This is a genomic window from Micromonospora sp. NPDC023737, from assembly GCF_040639715.1.
In the GTDB taxonomy this organism is placed as follows: Bacteria; Actinomycetota; Actinomycetes; order Mycobacteriales; family Micromonosporaceae; genus Micromonospora.
Genome location: NZ_JBFAAL010000001.1, coordinates 941,718 through 964,165, shown reverse-complemented (window position 1 = coordinate 964,165; position 22,448 = coordinate 941,718). Strand labels below are relative to the sequence as shown.

The 22,448-nt window shown below is 71.7% G+C and carries 22 protein-coding genes and 1 tRNA gene; 10 read left to right on the top strand and 13 right to left on the bottom strand.

Annotated elements, in window-relative coordinates:
* Nucleotides 1-44: 44 nt before the first annotated feature.
* From AB0F98_RS04270 to AB0F98_RS04255, 4 genes are all read right to left on the bottom strand, one after another.
* Nucleotides 45-1,403 (bottom strand): formimidoylglutamate deiminase, encoded by a 1,359-nt coding sequence (locus tag AB0F98_RS04270; RefSeq protein WP_357728355.1) that lies wholly within the window; start codon nt 1,401-1,403, stop codon nt 45-47.
* 127 nt (nt 1,404-1,530) lie between these two features.
* A complete protein-coding gene (locus AB0F98_RS04265; RefSeq protein WP_357728352.1) occupies nt 1,531-2,727 on the bottom strand; it encodes an allantoate amidohydrolase in 1,197 nt (398 codons plus the stop codon).
* A complete protein-coding gene (hutU, locus tag AB0F98_RS04260; RefSeq protein ID WP_357728350.1) occupies nt 2,724-4,379 on the bottom strand; it encodes a urocanate hydratase in 1,656 nt (551 codons plus the stop codon). Before hutU ends, AB0F98_RS04265 begins: the two co-directional genes overlap by 4 nt.
* A 13-nt stretch (nt 4,380-4,392) precedes the next feature.
* Nucleotides 4,393-5,244, bottom strand: coding sequence for a MurR/RpiR family transcriptional regulator (locus AB0F98_RS04255; protein ID WP_357728347.1), 852 nt, complete (start codon nt 5,242-5,244; stop codon nt 4,393-4,395).
* 151 nt (nt 5,245-5,395) lie between these two features.
* Here AB0F98_RS04255 and AB0F98_RS04250 point away from each other — a divergent pair, with 151 nt between their 5' ends.
* The 4 genes from AB0F98_RS04250 to AB0F98_RS04235 all read left to right on the top strand — a co-directional run bounded on the left by AB0F98_RS04250 (nt 5,396) and on the right by AB0F98_RS04235 (nt 11,816).
* Complete coding sequence (locus AB0F98_RS04250) at nt 5,396-7,330, top strand: hypothetical protein (protein WP_357728344.1); 1,935 nt, start codon at nt 5,396-5,398, stop codon at nt 7,328-7,330.
* Nucleotides 7,331-7,983: 653 nt separating this feature from the next.
* Nucleotides 7,984-8,823, top strand: a complete 840-nt coding sequence (locus AB0F98_RS04245) for a glycosyltransferase (protein ID WP_357729078.1) — start codon at nt 7,984-7,986, stop codon at nt 8,821-8,823.
* 180 nt (nt 8,824-9,003) lie between these two features.
* Nucleotides 9,004-10,155: an endo-1,4-beta-xylanase gene (locus tag AB0F98_RS04240; RefSeq protein ID WP_357728341.1), complete on the top strand. Its 1,152-nt coding sequence runs from the start codon at nt 9,004-9,006 to the stop codon at nt 10,153-10,155.
* 203 nt (nt 10,156-10,358) lie between these two features.
* Complete coding sequence (locus tag AB0F98_RS04235; protein ID WP_357729075.1) at nt 10,359-11,816, top strand: sugar transferase; 1,458 nt, start codon at nt 10,359-10,361, stop codon at nt 11,814-11,816.
* 91 nt (nt 11,817-11,907) lie between these two features.
* Here AB0F98_RS04235 and AB0F98_RS04230 read toward each other — a convergent pair whose 3' ends face one another.
* Nucleotides 11,908-12,972: an LCP family protein gene (locus tag AB0F98_RS04230; RefSeq protein ID WP_357728338.1), complete on the bottom strand. Its 1,065-nt coding sequence runs from the start codon at nt 12,970-12,972 to the stop codon at nt 11,908-11,910.
* Nucleotides 12,973-13,181: 209 nt separating this feature from the next.
* Between AB0F98_RS04230 and AB0F98_RS04225 the strand changes: the two genes are divergently transcribed.
* Complete coding sequence (locus AB0F98_RS04225; RefSeq protein ID WP_357728335.1) at nt 13,182-14,015, top strand: class I SAM-dependent methyltransferase; 834 nt, start codon at nt 13,182-13,184, stop codon at nt 14,013-14,015.
* A 4-nt stretch (nt 14,016-14,019) separates the two neighbouring features.
* Nucleotides 14,020-14,838 (top strand): MOSC N-terminal beta barrel domain-containing protein, encoded by an 819-nt coding sequence (locus tag AB0F98_RS04220; RefSeq protein WP_357728333.1) that lies wholly within the window; start codon nt 14,020-14,022, stop codon nt 14,836-14,838.
* Nucleotides 14,839-14,891: 53 nt separating this feature from the next.
* On the opposite strand, the gene AB0F98_RS04215 is transcribed toward AB0F98_RS04220, so the two are convergent.
* The 5 genes from AB0F98_RS04215 to bcp all read right to left on the bottom strand — a co-directional run bounded on the left by AB0F98_RS04215 (nt 14,892) and on the right by bcp (nt 17,159).
* On the bottom strand, nt 14,892-15,269 hold the full coding sequence (locus AB0F98_RS04215) for a nuclear transport factor 2 family protein (RefSeq protein WP_357728330.1): 378 nt from the start codon (nt 15,267-15,269) through the stop codon (nt 14,892-14,894).
* An 80-nt stretch (nt 15,270-15,349) separates the two neighbouring features.
* Entirely contained in the window at nt 15,350-15,895 is a 546-nt protein-coding gene (locus AB0F98_RS04210) for a GNAT family N-acetyltransferase (RefSeq protein ID WP_357728327.1), read from the bottom strand.
* Nucleotides 15,896-15,993: 98 nt separating this feature from the next.
* A tRNA-Leu gene (locus AB0F98_RS04205) sits at nt 15,994-16,068 on the bottom strand.
* Nucleotides 16,059-16,655, bottom strand: a complete 597-nt coding sequence (locus tag AB0F98_RS04200) for an HNH endonuclease (RefSeq protein ID WP_357728324.1) — start codon at nt 16,653-16,655, stop codon at nt 16,059-16,061. Before AB0F98_RS04200 ends, AB0F98_RS04205 begins: the two co-directional genes overlap by 10 nt.
* 30 nt (nt 16,656-16,685) lie before the next feature.
* Nucleotides 16,686-17,159 (bottom strand): thioredoxin-dependent thiol peroxidase, encoded by a 474-nt coding sequence (bcp, locus tag AB0F98_RS04195; protein ID WP_357728321.1) that lies wholly within the window; start codon nt 17,157-17,159, stop codon nt 16,686-16,688.
* A gap of 161 nt (nt 17,160-17,320) precedes the next feature.
* Between bcp and AB0F98_RS04190 the strand changes: the two genes are divergently transcribed.
* Genes AB0F98_RS04190 through AB0F98_RS04175 form a run of 4 tightly spaced genes read left to right on the top strand, consistent with a single transcriptional unit; the run spans nt 17,321 to nt 20,014 of the window.
* On the top strand, nt 17,321-18,037 hold the full coding sequence (locus tag AB0F98_RS04190) for an energy-coupling factor ABC transporter permease (protein WP_357728318.1): 717 nt from the start codon (nt 17,321-17,323) through the stop codon (nt 18,035-18,037).
* A complete protein-coding gene (locus tag AB0F98_RS04185) occupies nt 18,034-18,468 on the top strand; it encodes a PDGLE domain-containing protein (RefSeq protein WP_357728315.1) in 435 nt (144 codons plus the stop codon). Before AB0F98_RS04190 ends, AB0F98_RS04185 begins: the two co-directional genes overlap by 4 nt.
* A gap of 5 nt (nt 18,469-18,473) precedes the next feature.
* Nucleotides 18,474-19,244 carry a cobalt ECF transporter T component CbiQ gene (gene cbiQ, locus AB0F98_RS04180; protein WP_357728312.1) on the top strand — a complete coding sequence of 257 codons (771 nt, stop codon included), beginning with the start codon at nt 18,474-18,476 and terminating at the stop codon, nt 19,242-19,244.
* Nucleotides 19,241-20,014, top strand: a complete 774-nt coding sequence (locus tag AB0F98_RS04175; protein WP_357728309.1) for an ABC transporter ATP-binding protein — start codon at nt 19,241-19,243, stop codon at nt 20,012-20,014. Before cbiQ ends, AB0F98_RS04175 begins: the two co-directional genes overlap by 4 nt.
* On the opposite strand, the gene AB0F98_RS04170 is transcribed toward AB0F98_RS04175, so the two are convergent.
* The 3 genes from AB0F98_RS04170 to AB0F98_RS04160 are packed head-to-tail and all read right to left on the bottom strand — an operon-like array spanning nt 19,978 to nt 22,425.
* Nucleotides 19,978-21,195, bottom strand: a complete 1,218-nt coding sequence (locus tag AB0F98_RS04170; protein WP_357728306.1) for a hypothetical protein — start codon at nt 21,193-21,195, stop codon at nt 19,978-19,980. The two genes, AB0F98_RS04175 and AB0F98_RS04170, sit on opposite strands and share 37 nt — an antisense overlap.
* On the bottom strand, nt 21,192-21,908 hold the full coding sequence (locus AB0F98_RS04165; protein WP_357728304.1) for a thioredoxin domain-containing protein: 717 nt from the start codon (nt 21,906-21,908) through the stop codon (nt 21,192-21,194). The genes AB0F98_RS04170 and AB0F98_RS04165 overlap by 4 nt, the downstream gene beginning before the upstream one ends.
* Entirely contained in the window at nt 21,901-22,425 is a 525-nt protein-coding gene (locus AB0F98_RS04160; protein ID WP_357728301.1) for a MauE/DoxX family redox-associated membrane protein, read from the bottom strand. Before AB0F98_RS04160 ends, AB0F98_RS04165 begins: the two co-directional genes overlap by 8 nt.
* Nucleotides 22,426-22,448 lie beyond the last annotated feature (23 nt).

Sequence of the window (22,448 nt, the reverse complement as noted above, 5' to 3'; positions counted from 1 at the left end):
CGGGTCACCCGGCCGCACCGGTCGCGTCGGCCACAGCTCGGTGCTCACGAGGTCACCCCCGCGATGGCCCTACCCAACTCGGTGGGCACGTCGACGCTGCGATGCCGGCCGTCGGCGACGACCGTCCGCCCGTCCACCACCACGGTGGTGACGTCCGCCGCGGTGGCCGCGAAGAACGCACCGACCGCCGGTACCCCGGCGGTGCGGGCACTGTCCAGCCGGACCGTGACCAGGTCGGCGCGGGCCCCCACGGCGATCCGGCCGGCGTCGGTCCAGCCAAGTGCGGCGTGCCCGGCGGCGGTCGCCGCGGTCACCAGGTCGGCCGCGACGAAGTGACCTCGGCGGCGGGTACGCAGCCGCTCGTCCAACTCCACCGCACGCGCCTCCTCGAAGATGTCGATCACCGCGTGGCTGTCGCTGCCCAGGCTGAGCGGTATGCCGGTATCGGCCATCCGGCGGGCCGGCCCGATGCCGTCCGCCAGGTCCCGCTCGGTGGTGGGGCAGAGGCAGACACCGGTCCGGGTCTCCGCGAGCAGGCTCAGGTCGGCGCTCGTCGGGTGGGTGGCGTGCACGGCGGTGGTGGCCGGGCCGAGCACCTCCCGGTCGGCGAGCAGCCGCGTCGGCGTGCTGCCGTGCACCGCCCGGCAGGCGTCGTTCTCCGCCGGCTGCTCCGACAGATGCACGTGCAGCGGGGCGTCCCGCTCGCGTGCCCAGCGGGCCACCGTGCCGAGCTGCTCGGCCGGTACGGCCCGCACCGAGTGCACCGCGGCGCCGACCTTCGCGTGCCCGCCGGCCGGCGTGAACGCCGCCGCCCGCTCGCCCCACCGTACGGCGTCGCCGTCACCGAAGCGCAGCTGCGGCCCGGTCAGCGGCTGACCGTCCACCGACGCGGTCAGGTAACAGGTGTCCAGCAGGGTGATCCGGATGCCGGCCTGGGCGGCGGCCTCGACCAGCGCCGCGCTCATCGCGTTCGGGTCGTCGTACGGGGTGCCGCTCGGACCGTGGTGCAGGTAGTGGAACTCGCCCACGCCGGTGATCCCGGCCAACGCCATCTCGGCGAAGGTGGCCCGGGCCAGCGCCAGGTACGAGTCCGGGTCGAGGCGGACGGTGAGCGCGTACATCTGGTCCCGCCAGGTCCAGAAGTCGCCCCGCCCACCCTGCGTGCGCCCGCGCAGCGCCCGATGGAAGGCGTGCGAGTGCGCGTTGGCCAGTCCGGGCAGGGTCAGTCCGGGCAGCCGTACCGCGTCGGTGAGCACCTCGACGCCGGCGGTGGGCGTGCCGCCGCGGGTCAACGGTGTCACCGCCGTGAAGCGGCCGTCCTCCGCCTCGATCAGCACATCGGCGATCGGCTCGGCGTGTTCGGGCAGCCAGGCGTACTCGGCCAGCCAGCGGGTAGCGCTCATGCCACACGCCCCCTTCCGAGCGGAATCGTCTGCGACATCCCCCGATCCTGACGGCACCGGGCCGCCTCCCGCCGCGCGCAACGCGGGACGGCGCGGGTGGCGCCCGCTGCCCGGCCCGGCGTGCTGGTCAGCACGTCAGCTCCGTCAGCACCCGAGCCAGCGCGGCCACACCGGCGGCGCAGTCGGCGTCGGCGGCGGACTCGGCGGGGGAGTGCGACACCCCGGTGGGGTTGCGGACGAAGAGCATGGCGGTCGGCAGGTGCCCGGCGAGCACCCCGGCATCGTGGCCGGCCCCGGTCGGCAGCACCGGCGCGTCCAGCAGGGCGGCCAACCGGTCGGCCAGCCCGCCGTCGAAGGCGACCAGCGGGGTGGCCGACTCCTCGGTCAGCGTGACCCCGGTGCCGTCGCGCCGGGCCCGCTCCACCGCCTTGTCGTGCACGGCCTCCACCAGACCGGTCAGGATCTCCGGCTCGGCGGCCCGGGCGTCCAGCCAGCCGGTCACCCGGGACGGGATCGCGTTGGTGGCGTTCGGCTCCACCGACACCCGGCCGACGGTGGCGTGCGCGCCACGCAGCCGGGCCTCCTTGTTGGCGGCGAGCACCGTGAACGCGTACGTCAGCATCGGGTCGCGGCGGTCGGCCATCCGGGTGGTGCCGGCGTGGTTGCCCTCGCCGCGGAAGTCGAATCGCCAGCGGCCGTGCGGCCAGATCGCGCTGGCCACCGCCACCGGCTCGACGGTGTCGGCCAGCGCCTTGCCCTGCTCGACGTGCAGCTCCACAAAGCACCGGAACCGACCGAGCAGCTCCGGCTGGGCACCCGCCGGCGCATGGCCCAGCGCTTCGGCGAAGCTCACCCCGTGGGCGTCGCGCAGCACCGCCGCGCGCTCCGCCGGCAGCGCCCCGGTGAGCAGCCGCGACCCCAGGCACGGTACGCCGAAGCGGGCCCCCTCCTCCTCGACGAACGCGCCGACCACCAGCGGCCGGGCCGGGGTGACACCCGAGTCCCGCAGCTCGTCGACGGCGAGGAACGCGCTCACGATGCCGAGCGGGCCGTCGTACGCCCCGCCGTGCGGCACCGAGTCGAAGTGGCTGCCGGTCAGCACGGCGTCGCCCGCGTCCGGGTCACCCCACCAGGCGAAGAGGTTGCCGTTGCCGTCCTCGACGATCGGCATGCCACGCTGCTCGGCCTGGTCACGGAACCAGCCACGCAGCAGCAGTTCGGGTTCGGTCAGCGCGTACCGGAGGTAGCCGCCGCTGTCGGCGTCCCGGCCGATCGGCGCGATCTCGTCCCAGAGCTTGCGGAACCGCGCGGTGAGGTCGGTCATGCGGTGCCCTCCGCCATGGGGACGCGGACACCGGTGCGCTCGGCCACCTCGCGGGCGTTGTCGTACCCGGCGTCCACGTGCCGGATCACCCCCATCGCGGGGTCGTTGGTCAGCACCCGCTCGATCTTCTGACCCGCCAGCGCGCTGCCGTCGGCCACGCACACCTGGCCGGCGTGGATCGAGCGACCCATGCCCACGCCACCGCCGTGGTGGATGGACACCCAGGAGGCCCCGCTCGCCGTGTTGACCAGGGCGTTCAGCAGTGGCCAGTCGGCGATCGCGTCGGAGCCGTCGGCCATCGCCTCCGTCTCCCGGTAGGGGCTGGCCACGCTGCCGGCGTCCAGGTGGTCGCGGCCGATCACCACCGGGGCGGAGATCTCCCCCGAGGCCACCATCTCGTTGAACCGCACCCCGGCCTTGTCCCGCTCGCCGTAGCCGAGCCAGCAGATGCGCGCCGGCAGGCCCTGGAACGCCACCCGCTCACCGGCCAGCCGGATCCACCGTGCGAGGGACTCGTTCTCCGGGAACAACTCGAGGATGGCCCGGTCGGTGGCGGCGATGTCGGCCGGGTCGCCGGAGAGGGCCGCCCAGCGGAACGGGCCCTTGCCCTCGCAGAACAGCGGCCGGATGTAGGCCGGCACGAAGCCGGGGAAGTCGAACGCCCGCTCGTAGCCGGCGAGCTTCGCCTCGCCCCGGATCGAGTTGCCGTAGTCGAAGACCTCCGCGCCGGCGTCGAGGAAACCGACCATCGCCGCCACATGCCGGGCCATCGACGACCGCGCCCGGTCGGTGAACTCGGCCGGCTTCGCCGCCGCGTAGTCGCGGGCGTCGGCCAGCTCCACCCCCACTGGAAGGTACGACAGCGGGTCGTGCGCGCTGGTCTGGTCGGTGACGATGTCGATCTCGACGCCCTTGACCAGCAGCTCGGGGAAGACGACGGCGGCGTTGCCCACCACGCCGATCGAGAGCGCCCGGCGCTCACGCTTCGCGGCGAGCGCCCGCTCCACCGCGTCGTCCAGCGAATCGGCGATCTCGTCCAGGTAGCGGTCGTGCGCCCGCCGCTCCAGGCGGGACCGGTCCACGTCCACGATCAGGCAGACGCCGCCGTTCATGGTGACCGCGAGCGGCTGCGCCCCACCCATCCCGCCGCAGCCGGCGGTGAGCGTCAAGGTGCCGGCGAGCGAGCCGCCGAACCGCTTGGCCGCGACCGCCGCGAACGTCTCGTACGTGCCCTGCAGGATGCCCTGCGTGCCGATGTAGATCCACGAGCCGGCCGTCATCTGCCCGTACATGGTGAGACCGAGCTGCTCCAGCCGGCGGAACTCCGGCCAGTTCGCCCAGTCACCGACGAGGTTGGAGTTGGCCAGCAGCACCCGCGGCGCCCACTCGTGCGTACGCAGCACGCCCACCGGGCGTCCGGACTGCACCAGCATCGTCTCGTCGTCGCGCAGGTCGGTGAGCGTACGCACCAGCGCGTGGTACGACGGCCAGTCCCGGGCGGCCTTGCCGGTGCCGCCGTAGACCACCAGGTCCTCGGGGCGCTCGGCGACCTCCGGGTCCAGGTTGTTCATCAGCATCCGCAGCGCGGCCTCCTGCGGCCAGCCGCGGGCGGTGCGCTCGGCGCCACGGGCGGCGCGGACGGGGTGGGACATCTCGGATCCCCTCTCAGTCGAGGAACAACTGTCGGCGGGCGGCGGACGCCTCGAACGCCTCCAGCCGGCGCTGGGTGTCGGCCGGGGCGGCGTCGCAGATTGCCTGGAGCAGCACCATGGCCAGGGCCATTGGAGCGGTGTGCAGGTCGAAGACGAGGTCGGCGCCGACGGCGGCGGGCAGCAGCACGTCGGCGTGGTCGGTGGCCGGGCTGACCGGCGAGTCGGTGATGGCCACGACGGTCAGCCCGGCTTCGCGGGCCTCGCGCAGCGCGTCCAGTGTCTCCCGTGGATACCGGGGGAGCACGAAGGCGAGCAGGGCGCTCGCCCCGGCTGCGGCGGCCTGCTCCAGGCGGTCGGTGAGCAGACTGCCGCCGTCGTCGAGCACCCGTACGTCCGGGTGCACCTTCGCGGCGAAGTACGCGAAGTACGCGGCCAGCGGCGCGGCGGCTCGCAGGCCCAGGACCGGAAGCGGCCGGCTGGCGGCGAGCAGCTTTCCGGTGTCGGCGATGCGGTCGCGATCGGCGAGCTCGCCGGCGAGCCGGTCCAGGTTGCCGATCTCGGCGCGTACGGCCTGCTGGAGTTCGTTGCCGGCGTCGGCTCGGCCGTCCGGCGTGCCGGCGGTCAGCTCGCGCAGCCGGCGGCGCAGCGCGGGGTAACCGTCGTGCCCGAGCGCGACGGCGAACCGGGTGACCGACGGCTGGCTGACCCCGGCCAGCTCGGCCACTTCGGCGGCGGAGAGGTACGCCATGGCCGGGGCGTGCTGCACCAGGCAGTGTGCGATCCGGCGTTGGGTGGGGGTGAGCCGGACGCCGTGGAACAGGTCGAGCACGCGCTGCGTGGGCACGGCGACGGCTCCTTCATTCACGCCGTGACTCTATGCATGAAAACTTTCAGGGGGCAACCCGTGCGCGTCCGCCACCGTCCGCCCACGGGCTGTCGGCGGGCCGACCGGCGGACGACCGAGTGAGGGTCCCCTCTGTAGGATGCGCACGGCGGTCGAGCAGAGGAGTGCGCGCATGCAGTCGGTTGGCCCGTACCGGTTCACCCACTTGTTGGGCACCTGCCCCGTGGGCAAGGCCTGGGGGGCGATCGACGGGCAGGGCCGGTTAGTGACGGTGGCGGTGCTGGACACCGCGGCCGCGAGCACGCCGGGCTGGCGGGAAGCCTTCGCCGGAACCGCCAACGCCATGTCGCAGGCGCCGAACGGCCAGGCCTTCGCGTACGCCGACTTCTCTGCCGCGGAGCCGTGGGTGGCGTACCCGGCGGAGGTCGGCCCGGGTGCCGAGAAGCTGTTCCGCGCGCTCGGCCAGGAATACCAGCCGGTGCCGACGGAGGAGGACAGCCCGCCGCAGCAGGTTTCCGGTCCGCCGCAGTCGGTGTCGGGGGTGCCGCGGCAGGTTTCCGGTCCGCCGCAGCCGGTCTCCGGCGCCCCGCAGCAGGTTTCCGCGCCGCCGCAGCCCGTCTCCGGTGCCCCGACCTCCGGCGCCTCGTTCGCGCCCTGGGCGCCGCACGGGGGCCCGCTGCCCGTGCAGCCCGCGCCGACTCCGCAGCCCGGTGTCGACGCGCCTCACTCACCCGCGCCGGCGGATCCGCCGCAATACGACCCGTTCAGCGCCCCGGTCCGGCGGATCAAGCCGTCGGAGCCGCCCCGGCGGCGTACCGGACTCTGGGCGGGGGTGGCCGCGCTCGTGCTGGTGGCGGCGGTGGGCAGCGGCGTCGCCGTCTGGGCCATCGGCGGCAACGACCAGGCCGATCCGGACCCCCTGCCGACGGTCGCCGCCACGGCGGCCCCCAGCGCCGAACCGGTCGAGCCGGGGCTGAAGCCGTGGGCGCAGGCTCCCCTCTACAGCCCGGAGGAGCACGCCCTCGCGGTCGCCGCGCCCTCGCTGGTCTTCATCGAGGCGGTCTTCACCGGTTACGTTCGCGACGCCGCCACGAACGCTCTGGTGCACCCCACCCCCGTCACCTTCATCCGTCGCTGCAGTGGCTTCCTGGTGAGTTCGAGCGGTCATGCCGTCACCAGCGGGTCCTGCGTCGCGCCGGCCGAGGATCACGCCCGGTGGATCGCTCTCGACACGCTCGCCCGGTCGCTCGTGCAGGAGAAGAAGCTTCCCAGCGGTGGGGTCGACAACTACATTCGGACCACCCTGCCCAAGGTGCGGTTCACCGGGGCCGAACCGGGCACCGAGCCGCTCAGTGAGGTGTACGGGCAGCTCAACAACGCCAAGGGCAACGTGTCGAAGGCGCCGGCCATCCCGGCCGAGGTCGTCCGGAGCATGCCCGCCGAGGATGGCGGCACCACGTTGATCAAGCTCGCCCAGGACAATCTGCCGGCGGTGGAACTCAACCGGTCGGCCAGCCTCGACCAGGACGCCTCGCTGTTCATCCTCGGTTTCCGGACCACCGACACCGTCTTCCGGAACGCTGTGTACCGTCCCCAGTCGAAGAAGGTGACGGTCACCGGCACGAGCCGGCTCGGCTCGGTCTCGATGCACCGGATCAACGGGGACCTCGGGACCGTGTCGCACGGTGGGATCGCCCTCGATCCCAGCGGCCGGGTAGCAGGCGTGATCGCCCAGGATCAGGCGCTGCCGGACAAGGCGAACCGGGCGGTGGTGCCGGCGTCGACGATCGGCGCGCTTCTCGACGAGGCCGGGGTCGGCAACACGCTCGGCGACACCGACAAGCTCTACCGCAGCGGGCTGGACGCCTACTTCGGTGGCGACCTCTCCGTCGCCGTCACGCAACTGGAGAAGGCCGCCACCGCGGCGCCCGCCAACGTGCTCGCGCAGGCGTACCGGCAGAACGCTGCCGAGCGCGAGCGGTTGGACAGCGCGCAGGGGGATCGATCGGGGCTGGTCCTTCCCCTGCTCGTCGGATCCGGCGTGCTGCTCATCGGGCTTGTCATCATGGCCGTGCTACTCGTCCGACGGCGATCGACGATCGGCTGATCGCCGGTTGCTCCGCAGTGGCCGGGCCCCGGCCCGTGATCGGACGATTACACCTGATCGGACACATGGGAAAGTAAGCGTCGAGATGCCGCGGGGTTGTTCGCCTCCACCCGTGTTTCGCGCACCACGAACAACCTGTACCGCCGTCAAGATCGTATTTTTGGTCAATGTTGATTCCACCGGACGGTGCCAGTTCCGCCGACCGCTTGGGTGGAGCGTCCGACCGGCGTCGCGATAGGACCCTGACCAGCGAATCCCCGCCGACATCAGCGATTTCCAGCCCTCGTGGTGGTGACTGATAGGTGATGGTGCGCGGGTGTAGCGATGGTTATACTCCGTGTTGTTGCGTGATGGATCTTCATTGTCGCCGATCAAGGGAACGCTCCTAAGAACGCGTCGCTGAAAATGTCGCTGCAAATGGTGGCTTTCATGGGGGTGGCGGAAGGTATGGACGTGTTGGATCGCGGAGCCGTGTCGACCGGCGGAGCCGCCCTGCCGCGCGGCTCGGGTAGCCCAGGCGGGCTGCGAAACGGCCTCCGTCCGTGACGAGCCACCCCGCATACTCGACGCCTTCGCTGCGCGACTCCGCCGGCAGTACGCTCCCGTCCGAACAGGAGCCTCAGCTGTCAGGGATCGACGAGCCCGCGGTGCTGATGATGCCGGCCGTCGACGCGTCGACCGAGCCGATGGTGCGGTCAGCCGAACGGGTCACCCCGGCGATATCTGTCTGCATCGCCGTCCGGGACCGACCCCAACTGCTGGTGAAATCCATCCAGAGCGTGCTCGCCAACAGCTTCGGCGACTTCGAGATCGTCGTGGTGGACGACGGCTCGGCCGTACCCGCCCGGGACGGGCTGGCCGAGGCGGGCCTGCTGGCAGACCAGCGAATCCTCGTCGTCCGGCAGGAGCCGACGGGCATCAGTGCCGCACGCAACGCGGCCCTGCGGGTGGCCCGGGGCAGGACCGTCACCGTGCTCGACTCGGACGACGAACTGGCCCCCGATGGTCTGGCCCGGATTCACGACTTCCTGTCTCGCACCGGCGCGCAGTGGGTCTACACCGACTACGAGGAGTTCGTCGGCGACTCGGCAAGGGTGATCAAGTTGCCCTCCTATCCCGACTCACGTCGGATGCTCTGGTCCGTACTGACCCGGCCGCGGCTGCCCTTCAAACACTCCGGCATGTCGATCGACCGCCAGCTACTGATTCAACTCGGCGGATACGACGAGCAGATGTCGATCAAAGTAGATGTCGAGCTGGTGCTGCGTGCCCTGAGCAATGGCGTACATCTGCAACGACTCGACCAGCCGGTCGTCCGGTTCCACCGACACAGCGGCAACATCAGCCGACGGCGCCTCGCCGGCGTCGCCGCCTGGCGCAAGATGATCAAGAGGTACAGTCGCCCACGCATTCCGGGTCTCGCCCTGTGTATCGTGGCGGTGCGCACGGCTAGCGAAGTCGGCAAGTGGTTGGTCACCGCCGTCGGGCGGTGATCCGTCGGCCAGCCGGCCGGGCGGCGGAGTGACTAGCCGAGTAGGCCGTCCAACCGCGACTGTCGGGCTCGTTCGTGCTGGCCTCGCTGCTTGGGGATCGTGATGACTGGAGTTGTCCCCGCCGGATCTGTCGTCCGTGCGGCCGATCCCAGGGATGTCGGCCGGCAATCGGCACGGACGGTGGACGACGCGGCGGACCCCGCAGCTGCTCGGCGACGTCGGAGACGACAGCACGGCCTGATCCGGCTGGCCGCCCTGACCGTGGTGGCCGTCGTCGTGGTCGGCGGGGTGCTCATCGCCCAGTCACAGCGGGGCGAAACGCAGACGCTGCCGCCTGCTTCCACATCACCGTCACCCTCGCCGTCCTGGTCCGGGCTGCGAAGCCTCGCGTCGCCGACCGTGCGGATCGGCTCCGCGGTCGACGGGCGACGGCTCGACGCCGACCAGCGCTACCGCGAGACGCTCGCCGCCAACTTCAACGCGGTGACCGCCGAGAACGCGATGAAGTGGGCGAGCCTGGAGCCGCGACAGGGAGAGTACGACTGGACCGCCGCCGACCAGCTCGTGGAGTTCGCCCACACGCACGGTCAGGCCGTCTACGGCCATACCCTGGTCTGGCACGCCAGCGTTCCGTCCTGGGTGACCGACGACTGGTCAGCCGCGCGACTTCGCGCGCTGATGCGGGAGCACATCGTCACCGTCGTCAGCCGCTACCGGGGCAAGGTGTGGGCCTGGGACGTGGTGAACGAGGCGCTGAACGAGGACGGAACTCTGCGGGACAACATCTTTCTGCGCAAACTCGGGCCCGGCTACATCGCCGACGCGTTCCGCTGGGCGTACGAGGCCGACCCCGACGCCCGGCTCTTCATCAACGACTACGGGGCGGAGGGCCGGTCCAAGAAGGCCGACGCCCTGCTGAGCCTGGTCCGTGAGCTTCGGGCGCGCGGCGTGCCGGTGCACGGTGTCGGCTTCCAGAGCCACCTGCGTGCCGATCAGGCGCCCACCGGCATCGCGGGAAACCTTCAGCGCTTCGCGGATCTGGGCGTCTCGGTCGCCATCACCGAACTCGACGTCCGGGTCAAGCTGCCGGCGACGCCGGAGAAGCTCGTCGCGCAGGCGCTGCTCTACCAGCACATGCTCGCGACTTGTCTGGCCGTGCCGACCTGCGAGTCGTTCACGCTCTGGGGGTTCTCCGACGGCAGCAGCTGGATCGGCGCCCACTTCCCGGGCTACGGGGCCGCCTGCGTGTACGACCGGGACTTCAGGCCGAAACCGGCCCACGACGCGCTGATGCAGGAACTTCGGTCGCGCCATCGATCACCGACGAACTGATCAGACCAAGTCAGGTACGACCGAACCGCCACTAGGCAGGGCGCCGTACCGGCGCATAGGGTGCTCGTCGCGATCTCCCGTCGGGGGCGATGTGGGAAAGGAAGGTCGTGTCCGCGCACACCCAGTTCCTCACGGCTGTCGCGTCGCAGGCGACGCCGAGCTTCGACCCGGATTTCGGGGTCATCACACCACCATCCAACGGCATGCCCCGGTCGGCGTTCGGTCGTCCGGTGGCCCCGCGAGCGGTCTGGCGTCGACGCTACGTGGCCTGGCTGGTCCTGCTGGACGCCCTCGCCGCGCTGGCGGCCAGCCGGACGGTCGTGGTCGCGCTCGACGAGGCTGACGCGGGCTTCTGGGACCAGCGGGTCCTCGGCGACATCAGCTCGTTCTCACTGGTGGCGAACATCGGTGTGCCGTTGGGTTGGCTGGTCATGCTCGCCGCCCTCGGCGCGTACGACCGGCGGGCGCTCGGGCGGGGCACCGAGGAGCTCAAGCGGGTGGTGCGGGCCAACGTGGCGATGGCCGCTGCCGTGTCGTTCCTGGCCCTCGGCTTCAAGAAGGACCTCTCCCGGGCGACCGTCGCCGCGATCATCCTCTGCCTGCTCCTCTACGCCCTGGCGGCCCGGTTCGCGGCCCGGGTGGTGCTGCGTCGCATCCGGCGCAGCGGGCGGGCCTCGCAGAAGGTGCTGCTGGTGGGCCGGCTCTCCGACGCGCTCGCACTGCACGAGGTGTTGACCCGTAACCCGGGCGCCGGGTTCCACCCGATCGGCATCCACCTACCGAATCACCCCCGGCCGGGCGAGCGGGTGACCGCTCCGCTGCCGGTCTACGTGGGCTGGGACCTCGTCCCGCTGGTGCAGCAGCTCGGCGCCGACACCATCGCCGTCTGCGGCCCGGCCAGCCTGGAGTCCTACGAGCTGCGCAAGCTGGCCTGGCAGATGGAGGGCACCGGGCTGAACCTGGTGGTGGTGCCGCAGGTCACCGACGTCACCGGTCCCCGTATCCACGTCCGGCCGATCGAGGGGCTGCCGCTGCTCAACGTCGAGGAGCCGACCATCTCCGGCCTCTCGCTGCTGACCAAGAGCGTGCTCGACCGGGCCGCCGCGCTGTTCGGAATGCTGCTGCTCAGCCCGGTCCTGGTCGCGATCGCGGTCGCCATCAAGGTCACCGACCCCGGCCCGGTGATGTTCCGGCAGACCCGGATCGGCTACGAGGGCCGCGCGTTCAAGGTGTGGAAGTTCCGGACCATGTACACCGACGCCGAGCAGCGGCTGGAGGCGTTGCGGGGGCAGAACGAGAGCGACGGGCTGCTCTTCAAGATCAAGGATGATCCACGGGTCACCCCGATCGGCCGGCACCTGCGGGCGCTCTCGCTGGACGAGCTGCCCCAGCTGATCAACGTGCTCTTCGGGCAGATGTCGCTCGTCGGTCCGCGCCCGCTGCCCACCGAGGACGACGACTACAAAGGCGACGTGCGGCGGCGGCTGCTGGTACGCCCCGGCATCACCGGCCTCTGGCAGATCTCCGGCCGCTCCGACCTGACCTGGGACGACGCGGTCCGGCTGGACCTGCACTACGTGGACAACTGGTCGCTCGTCTACGACCTGGGCATCCTCTGGCGGACGGTCAGCGTGGTGCTGGCCCGCCGCGGCGCCTACTGATCGAGCCGTACGAGCGACGCGAACGGGCGGTGGCCACGGCCACCGCCCGTTCACGTGTCTGTGCCGCCCGCCCTTCGGGCGGCCCGGTCAGCTACTTCTTGCCCTGCGCGATGATGTCCGGCACCGCGTCGCGACGCACCGCGTCGTAGAACGGCGTCACCCGCTTCGTGTCGGCGAAGACCACGCTCTCCGAACCGACCCTGCCGGTTCCCTTGGTCGGACTCGTGACGAAGGTCAGGTTGTTGCCGCGTACACCACGCATCTGGTTCGCCATGTCCAGCAGAGACATGTTCTTGTCGACGGAGACGGAGCTGGAGGTGGCCTGGATGAACGAGTTCAGCTTGCCGGGGCTCGTGAGCAGACCACCGGAGGCCGCCTTGTCCAGGATCGCCTTGATGACCTGCTGCTGATGCCGGATTCGGGCGAAGTCACCGTCGGCGAACTGCTTGCGCTGGCGCGAGTAGTCCAGCGCCGCCTCCCCGTCCATCTCCTGCATCCCCTTGTGGAAGCTGCGGAACGGCGGGTGGATCGAGGTGAAGTTCTTCTCCACATCGACCTCGATGCCGCCCAGGGCGTCGATGATTTCCTTGAATCCGGCGAAGTCGATGATCGCGACGTGGTCGACGCGGACGTTCGTGAACTCCTCCACCGTCTGGACCATCAGCGGGACGCCGCCCCAGGCGTACGCCGCGTTGATCTTCGCGTCGCGGCCGCCGTGGCCGTCCTTGGACTTCGGCACGGATACCCAGGTGTCCCGCGGAATCGAGACGAGTTGTGCGCTCGACCGGTCCTTCGGCAGGTGGGCCAGGATGATGGTGTCGGTGCGGGAGCCGCCGGTGCTCTCCGGGTCGCGGGAGTCGCTGCCCAGAATCATGATGTTCATGGCGCCCTCGACCACCGGCTCCGGGCGGGACTCCGCAGGCACGTCCTCGAACGCGTCGACCCGGTCGATGCCGGACTCCACGGAGCGCAGGTAGAGGCCGCCGGCGACCACCGCACCGCCACCGAGCAGGAGGACCACCGCCAGACTGATCAGGACGACCCGCCGCCAGCGGCGGCGCCGGCGCGGCCGCTCCGAGCCGTCGGTCGGCTCCGGAGACGGGGTCACCACCGAAGGCTCCGCGTCGAGATCTGGGGTCTGTTCATGTCGAGGCATGGCGCGATGCTACTGATTCAGGCAATGAGCCGTGCACCCTCATCCGGCCAATCCGGTCCACCGGCCGGTCGGATGCCGCCCACTCGATGAGCCCGTCCCCACCCGTCACCGCACGGCGAGCGCGCTCGCGCTCGGCCCCGGCGGGTGAATCGGCTCAACCGGAAGACCATCCCAGCCAATTGATCACCATCACCTGGTAGAACGCTCCCGTGGACGCAACGAGGCTCCGCCGGGCGATCGCCCGCACCCCACTCGCCCCGGTCGCCGCCTTTCCCAAGCGGCTGGCCCGGGTCGCCCGGCACGACGCCAAGGTGCTGCGCACCTCGGCCCGCTGGCTCGTCACCTCACGAGAGCACCACAACTACACGTACGAGCTGACCGAACTCAGCCGCCACCACCTGTCCTGGTTCGTCAGCGTCGTCTGCGACCGCCCCGTCGAGCAGGTGCGCCGCCACTTCGCCGAGATCGAGTCCGACGACGTGTTGCGTCGGCACATCGAGCAGGCCACCGCCGGCGCCGCCCGACGCGGCCTCGCCGACAAGCACGTCCGCTACGCCCGGCGCATCGGCTGGTACGCCATCGTCCGGGCCACCCGCCCGGCGCACGTCGTCGAGACCGGGGTGGACAAGGGGCTCGGCAGCTGCGTCCTGGCCTCGGCCCTGCTGCTCAACGCCGACGAAGGGCACCCGGGGCGGCTGACCTCGCTCGACATCAACCCCGAAGCCGGTTACCTGGCCTGTACCGACCCCTGGTCCCAAGTGGTCGACCTGGTGATCGGCGACTCGATAGCCTCGATCACCGCGCTGGACCGGCCCGTCGACCTCTTCCTGCACGACAGCGACCACAGCCGGACCCACGAGAAGCGCGAGTTCGAGACGGTGGAAGGCAAGCTCGCCCCCGGCGCCATCCTGCTCACCGACAACGTCACCACCACCAACGTCCTCGCCGAACACGCCGAACGCACCGGCCGTCGCTTCCTCGCCTACCGGGAGACGCCCGCCGAGCACTGGTACCCCGGCGACGGTATCGGCGTGGCATGGTGAGCCGATGCGCCTGAGCACCATCCACACGTACCCCGTCAAGGGCTGCCACCGTCTCGACCACGACGGCACGCAGGTACTGCCGTGGGGCCTGGCCGGTGACCGACGCTGGATGGTGGTGGACGCCGACGGCGTCGGCGTCACACAGCGGGAGACCCGCCGGCTGGTCGGGCTGCACGCCACGCCCCGCGACAGCGGCCTGCTGTTACGGGCGGACGGGCGACCCGACCTGGACGTGCCCGAGCCGGCCGGGGGCGAGCCCGTCCCGGTGCGTACGTTCCGCAGCCGGAAAGTGCCCGTGCCGGCGCTGCCCGCGGGGCCGGCCGCGGACGACTGGCTCAGCGCGCTGCTCGACCGGCCCGTTCGGCTGGTCTTCCTGGCCCGGCCCGCCCGGCACCTCGCCACCGACGAGCGTGAGCACGACACCGGCGACCAGGTCAGCTTCGCCGACGCCTACCCGCTGCTGCTGGCCAACGCCGCCTCGCTGACCGCTCTGAACGACTGGCTCGCCGAGGCCGGCAAGCAACCGGTACCGATGAGCCGGTTCCGGCCCAACCTGGTCGTCGAGGGCGCACCCGCCTGGGCCGAGGACGACTGGGCGGGACGCCCGCTGCGCATCGGCGAGGTGACGTTCCGCGCCGCCGGGCCGTGCGACCGCTGCGTGGTGACGACCATCGACCAGGAGACCGGGGTACGCGACCAGGAGCCGCTGCGCACGCTCGGCCGCTACCGGAACGTACGGCAGAAGCTCCTCTTCGGACTGCACCTCGTGCCGACCGGGACCGGCGCGCTGAACGTCGGCGACCCGCTCATCCCCGGTGCCTGACCGCGCACGTCGTGCCCACGAGCCCTGCCCGGCCGAGCCGGCGCCGCCGCGACTCAGGCCGGGGTGATGAGAGCCGCGAGCACCCGCCAGCCGTCGTCGGCGTCGTAGGCCCATGTCCGCGTGTACCGCAGCCGGGCGGCGAAAGGTGAGCCGTTGAACGTGCCGGCCACCCGCCCGACGAAGAACGTCACACCGGTGGTGCCCTCGACGAGCAGGTCCACCTGCTCCTCGACGAGCTCGTCGATCACCGACGTCCCGCTGTGGTACGCGACGAGATCGTCCTGCTTGCCGTACCTACCGCCGTCAGGGCCGACGGCGATCAGTTGATCGGCGAGCAGTTCGTCGAGCGCGGCGACATCCCCGGCCCGCTGGGCGGTCTGAAGGCGGCGTTCCGCGCCCAGCAGGGCCGCCTCGAGTTCGCTGTCCGGCACCGTGTCGCCTCCTGACCTGCCATCCGCCGACGTCCGGCGGGTCTGATTGTGGCAGGAGGCGGGCGCCCGGCGGGGCGGATCTACCGTCCGGCGTCCGGTGCGGCGACGGGCACGAGGTCGAGCCACATGAGGACCTCGTCCCGGTCGTCGCCGGGCGCCACCCGCAGCGCGCGGGGCAACCGGCCGATCTCCCGGTAGCCGAGCCGCCCGTAGAAGCGGTCGAGTCCGAGCCCGTCCCGCAGGGTCACGTGCAGCGCCTCGAAGCCCAGCGTCCGGCCGATCCGCTCGGCCTCCCGCATCAGCTCCGACCCGTACCCCTTGCCCTGGGTGTCGGGGTGGACCATCACCCGCTTCAGCACGCACCAGTGCGCCTTGAGGGCGAACCGGTTGTCGGCGAAGATCAGCGCGGCGACCGGCCGGTCGCCCTCGTACCCGAGCAGCAGCCGGTCCGGCCCGTCGGTGATCCCGGCGAACGTCGGTTCGGCGAGGGCGCGTACGTCGGCGGCGGTCACCGGCGGCACGAAACCGACAGCGCCTCCGGCGTTGCTGACGTCCGCCCACAGCGTCACGATCTGTTCGCGCAGCTCAGGGGTCAGCTCGGGGTCGAGGACGAAGCGCAGACTCACACCTGCAATCCTCACCTGCCGTTGCCCCGACCGACTGGGATCGTGACGCGGACGACAGTGCCTGGTCGTGCGGTGGGCTACACGACCAGGCCGTTGGGTAGGGCCGGCGGGATTCGAACCCGCACTGTCACGGACCTAAACCGTGTGCCTCCTGCCAGTTGGGCTACGGCCCCTTCATGCGGTACTCCACCATGGTCCATGGCCATTCTGGCCGACGAGGCAGCCGCCTGCCTATTGGGAAGCCTGTTGGAGTGACAGCTTCAGGATCGTAGACCACGTCGGGTGCGACGAGGGCTGGGCGGCGCTGGCCGGCGTACGTGGCGGTCTGGCTGTGGCAGTTGGGGCAGAGCAGCCGGAGGTTCTGCGGCCGGTTGTCGAGGAAGTCGCCGTTGATGTGGTCCACATGCAGGGTGAGCTTGGCCCCCTGCCACGTCGGCCCGATCCCGCAGGCTTCGCACTCCTCCGGCAGGCCGATCGTCGCCAGCGCTCGCTTGAGCCGGGTGCCAGGAACGCGACGGGATCCGTCGGGCAGCTTCGTCAGGAGCTCCGTTGCCGGCCTTCGCCGGCCGCGCTGCCCCTTGTTGTGTGCGTGCCCAGTGAAGTGCGACGTGTCGATGCCGAAGCGTTTGAGCTGCCGGCTGATGTGCGCGTGCGAGCCTCCACTGACCCGTACGCCGAGCAGTCGCAGCACCTCGGTGACGCTGCGCGCGGCGGCTGCGGCCTCGGCGAGCGCTTCCGGCGGGTATTTGTATCGGACCACTCACGAACGGTAGTGGTCCGATACGACACTTCAGTCGAGGCCGAGGTCGCGGCGGAGCTTGGCGACGTGCCCGGTGGCCTTGACGTTGTAGAGCGCCCGCTCGATCTTGCCGTCGGGGTCGATGACGAAGGTCGAGCGGATCACGCCGGTCACGGTCTTCCCGTAGAGCTGCTTCTCGCCGTACGCGCCGTAGGCGGTCAGCACGCTCTTGTCGGTGTCGGACACGAGCGGGAAGGTGATCGCGTCCCGCTCGCGGAACTTCGCCAGCTTCTCCGGCTTGTCCGGTGAGATGCCGACCACCTCGTAGCCGGCGGCCTGCAGGGAGGCGAGCGAGTCGCGGAAGTCACAGGCCTGCTTGGTGCAGCCGGGGGTCATCGCTGCCGGGTAGGCGTAGAGGATCACCCGGCGACCGCGCAGGTCGGCCAGGGTGAGCGTGTCGCCGGTGTCGGTGGGCAGGGTGAACTCGGGCGCCGGGTCACCGGGGGAGAGGCGGGTAGCGGTCATGGCCCGACCCTACCGCCGGTGGTGAGCGTCGGGCCGGTGCCGGCACGCGCCCGTTTGTTGATCAACACCGGGGCTTAATGCCATCTCTTTGCAAGAGAAAGGTTCGGCAAATAGTCTGATCCGGCCGGCGAGGACGGGCCCGCCGACGCGTGGGAGGTCGCGTGGAAACCCTGGCGATGCACATTTCGAACGGGATCATCAACGGCCCGGTGGCCGCGATCTTCGCTGCCCTCGCACTGGCGACCCTGACCGTCTGCGTGCTGCGCGGGCGGCGGGATCTCGATGACCGTCTCGCGCCGATGGCCGGGCTGGTCGCCGCGTTCATCTTCGCCGTGCAGATGCTCAACTTTCCGATCTTCACCGCCGGTGTGAGCGGCCACCTGCTCGGCGGCGCGCTCGCCGCGATGCTGGTCGGCCCCTGGGTCGGCGCGCTCTGCGTCTCGGTCGTGCTGGTGGTGCAGGCACTGGTGTTCGGTGACGGCGGGGTGGCGATGCTCGGTTTGAACATCACGAACATGGCGCTCGTCGGCACCGCCGCGGCGTACCTGCTCATCGCCCTGCTGCTGCGGGTGCTGCCCCGCACGCCGGCCGGCCTGGCGGTCACCGCCTTCGTCTCGGCGATGCTCAGCGTGGTGGTCGCGTCGCAGGGCTTCGTCGTGCAGTACTGGCTGGGTGGCACCACCGACCTCGGCAGCAACCTGGCCGGTCTGGCCGGCACGATGGCCGGTGCCCACCTGCTGATCGGCATCGGGGAGGGCCTGATCACCGCGACCACGGTGGTCACCGTCGCCAAGGTGCGTCCCGATCTCGTCTACGCGCTGCGTGGGCTGCGCCCCGCCGCGGCGTCCACCGTCCCGGCCGTCGGAGGTGTCCGGTGAACAAGCGTCCCTGGGCTTTCATCGTCGGCGGCCTGCTGGTCGCCCTGGTGCTGGCCGGCGTGGTCAGCAACTACGCCTCGTCGCACCCGGACGGGCTGGACTCCTCGCTGCTCAAGGGCTGCACCGTCGACGCCGACGACAACATCGTCGGCGGCAGTTGCCCGGCCCAGCAGGCCAAGGATCACGAACTGGCCGACAGCCCGCTGGCCGACTACGGGGTACGCGGCATCGAGAACGGCTTCCTCTCCACCGGCCTTTCCGGGGTGCTCGGCGTACTGCTGACGTTCGCGGTCGGGGGTGGGGCCTTCTGGCTGCTGCGCCGCCGCTCGTCCGGCGCGGCGGTCGACGGCGTGACGTCGGCCGTCGTCCCCGGCACCGGCGGTGACGCGACTTCCGAGGGCACCGCGTCGGCCCCGGCCGGCCGGAGCTGATGGCGGTGGGGGCCGGTCACGGGCACGTGCTGTACCGCGAGAGCTCTTCGCCGGTGCACCGGCTTCCGCCCGAGGTCAAGATCGTGGCGATGGTGGTCTTCACCGTCGCGGTGGTGGCCACCCCGCGTGAGGCGTTCTGGGCCTTCGGCGGGTACGCCCTCCTGGTGGCGGCGGTCGCGGCACTGGCCCGGGTGGGGCCCCGCTGGCTGCTCAGCCGGGCGCTGATCGAGCTGCCGTTCGTGCTCTTCGCGGTGGCGCTGCCGTTCCTCGGCGCGGGCGAGCGGATCGCCGTCGCCGGGCTGCACCTGTCCGTGGACGGTCTCTACGGCAGCTGGAACATCGTGGCGAAGGGCACGCTCGGCGTCCTCGCGTCGCTGCTGCTCGCCGCGACCACCACCACTCGGGACCTGATCCTCGGCCTGGACCGGCTGCGCTGCCCACATCTGCTCACCCAGATCGCCAGTTTCATGCTGCGCTACCTCGACGTGCTGGTCGGCGAGGCGCGGCGGATGCGGGTGGCCCGGATCTCCCGGGGTGACGATCCGCGGTTCCTCTGGCAGTTGCGCGGCTTCGCCGCGGGCATCGGCGCGCTCTTCCTGCGCGCGTTCGAGCGGGGCGAGCGGGTGTACCTGGCGATGTTGTCCCGCGGCTACGCGGGGCGGATGCCGGCGGTCTGGCAGGGTGCGGGCGCGGCCACCGCCGGGCAGTGGCTCGTCGCGGCCACCGTGCCGGTGCTGGCGGCCTCGATCGCGGCCACCGCCCTGGTGCTGGGATGATCGGCACCGTGCAGCCGACGACACCCAGCCTGGACGCCCGTGGGGTCCGTTTCGCGTACCCGGACGGGCATGTGGCCCTGCACGGGGTCGACCTCACCGTGCCGCGCGGTGAGCGGGTGGCGCTGCTCGGCCCGAACGGCGCCGGCAAGACCACGTTGGTGCTGCACCTGAACGGCATCCTCACCCCGACCGAGGGCAGCGTGAGCGTCGGCGGGCTGACGGTGACGCCGGACCGGGCCACCCTCGCCGAGGTACGGCGTCGGGTGGGCATCGTCTTCCAGGATCCGGACGATCAGCTCTTCCTGCCCACCGTCGCGGAGGACGTGGCGTTCGGCCCGGCCAACCTGGGGCTGCGGGGGGCGGAGTTGGCCGAGCGGGTCGACGAGGCGCTCGCCGCGGTGGGCATGTCCGAGCATCGGGACCGCGCGCCGCACCACCTCTCGTTCGGGCAGCGCCGCCGGGTGGCGGTGGCCACCGTACTGGCCATGCGTCCGGAGATCCTGGTGCTCGACGAGCCGTCGTCGAACCTCGATCCGGCGGCCCGGCGCGAGCTGGCCGAGATTCTCCGTACGCTGTCGGTGACGATGCTCATGGTGACCCACGACCTGCCGTACGCCGCCGAGCTCTGCGACCGCTCGGTGATCCTCGACGGTGGGCGGATCGTGGCCGACGCCCCCACCGCCGACCTGCTCGCCGACGCCGACCTGCTGGCGCGGCACCGTCTCGAGCTGCCCTACGGTTTCGATCCCCGCGCGGCTGCCCGCTCCTGACCGGCGCCGTTCGCTGCCGGCTCGGTCGCGGCTCCCGGCCCCGGGCCGGCGGTGTCGTCCCGCTCAGCGGCGGTGGCGTTCTTCGCCTCCGCGCCGGCGCCCGCCGCCGACGTGGGCCGGCGCGTGGAGTTCCTTGCGGCGTGCAGGCGCAGCGCGCCGGCGGCGGTGGCTCCCACGCCGGTGATCAGGATGGCCGCGAGGAGCACCCGGGCCCACGTCGCCGACCAGGGCGCGGGGGCGACCGCGCGGGTGAAGACGGTGGCGTTCGCCACGCCGGCGAAGAGCGCCAGGCAGGCGCCGGCGAGCGCCACGGTGAAGTCGGCGGCGGGACGGCGGGCCAGGGCGTACACGCCGGCCGCGATCGCGCCGAGGCCGGTGAGCAGCGCCCAGAGTTGCCCGGTGAGCAGCCCGAGCAGTACTCCGCCCAGCCCCTGTGCGCCGGCGTCCAGCGCGCGTCCGACGGTGTACGCCACGGCTGCCGCGCCGCCGGCGGCCAGCAGCGCACCCACACCGGCCAGCGCGCGCCCGCCGGGCACGGAGCCCGCCGGCAGCAGCCCGAGCGCGCCGACGGCGAGCAGGCCGACGATCGTCACGGCCCACCAGCTGTACGAGTCGGGTGGGGGCACCCAGTCGAGCGTGCCGCGGATCTCCATCGGCTCGGATCCGGCGCGCAACGGCACCGACCAGTCCCGGACCCGGTGTTCCCGATCCGGGGCGGCCAGGGCGGCCGGCGGCGGCGCGGCCTCCTGGTACAGGGCCCGCTGGTCGTGCCAGCGCACGCTCGGCCCGTCGGCCACCCGACGCCAGGACGGCTCGGCGGCCGGGTCGGCCTCCGGCGGCAGCGTGGTGTCCCCGGAGATGGTGCGGTTGAGGTAGGTCGCGGGGGAGTGGATGTTCTCGTACACGCCGTCCGGGCCGACCCGCAGGTACGGCTCGCCGGAGTAGCCGGTCACCTCGACGGGACGGCCGGTGTGGTTGGTCAGTTCGAGCCGGGCGCCCGCTTCGACCGCTCGGACCTCCAGCCCGTCGCGGGCCGGGGCGATCCCGGTCACGGTGGTCCGGTAGTCGGTGCCGTCGGGGGCGTCGGCGCCGTGCGCGGCGGCCGGTGCGGCGGTGGCGAGGGTCGCGGTGAGCGCGGCGGCAGCGACCAGCCCGGCCCGCGTCAGTAGGTTACGGATCACTTGCCGGCCGCCTCCACGGCCGCCCGGATTCCGTCCGGGCTGCGGTCGGTGACCTGCTGACCGTCGATGATCACGGTGGGTGTGCCGGTGACGTTGTTGCGGCTCGCCGTGTCGGTGACGTGTTCGGTCCAGGACTTGAAGGTGTTGTCGCGGACGCAGGAGCCGAAGTCGTCGCGGTTCAGGCCCACGCCCGCGCCGATGTCGATCAGTTCGTCGTCGGTCAGCCCGGCGCTGCCCTCCGGCGGCTGTCGTTGGTAGAGCGCCTTGGCGTACTCGGCGAACTTGCCCTCGTCGGCCGCGCACCCTGAGGCGGCGGAGGAACGGGTGGAGTACTCGGTGGTGGAGAAGCGGTTGAGGTACGCGACCGGGTGGTACACGGCTCTGATCCTGCCCTCGCTGATCAGCTGGTCGACGGTGGCGCCGCTGGTGTCCTGGAACTGCTTGCAGACCGGGCAGAGGAAGTCCTCGTAGATGTCCACGGTCACCGGGCCGGAGCCGACCACCACGCCGGTGCCACCCTCGGCGGTGTTCTTCGGGGCGGTGAACTCGTCCGACTTCTGGCTGGACCAGACACCCCAGCCGATCAGCCCGGCGATGAGCACGACCGCCACGGCGGTCACCGAGACCCAGATCGTTCGGCGGCGTCGACGTTCGCGGGCGAGCTGCTGCCGGACGACCTTGGCCGCGCCCTGCTGTCCTCTGCGACTACTCATCCTCGTCCTCCACGACGGGTTCTCCCGTCAGCCAGCCGTCCACCGAGACGGGCGTACGCGGCCAGATCAGCAGGAATCCCGCCATCACCAGGAAACCCAGGTCCCGAAGGATCTCCGGGAGGTAACTCGGCGCCTGCCCCTCGGCGAGCTGCCCGCCGCTGCCGAAACAGCCGCAGTCGATGGCGAGCCCACGGGCCCAGGCCGACGCGATGCCCGTGATGAAGATCACCAGTAGGGCGGCGGAGATTCCCGCGGTGAGCCGGGTCGCCAGCCCCAGCAGCAGGAGCACGCCCAGGGCCAGCTCGACGAAGGGCAGCGCCGCGCCGACCACGGTCGACACGTCGTACGGCAGGACCTGGTAGGCGTTCACCGCCCGGCCGGACGCGGCGAGGTCGTCGACCTTGGACGCGCCGGCGAGCAGCCACACGGCGGCCAGGCCGAGGCGGGCGGCCGTGCCGAGCCAGAGCCGGACGGCGGGCCAACGCAGGGCCCGGGTGCTCGGTGCTGTCACGGTCATTAGTCGTGCCGCCTCCACCGGAA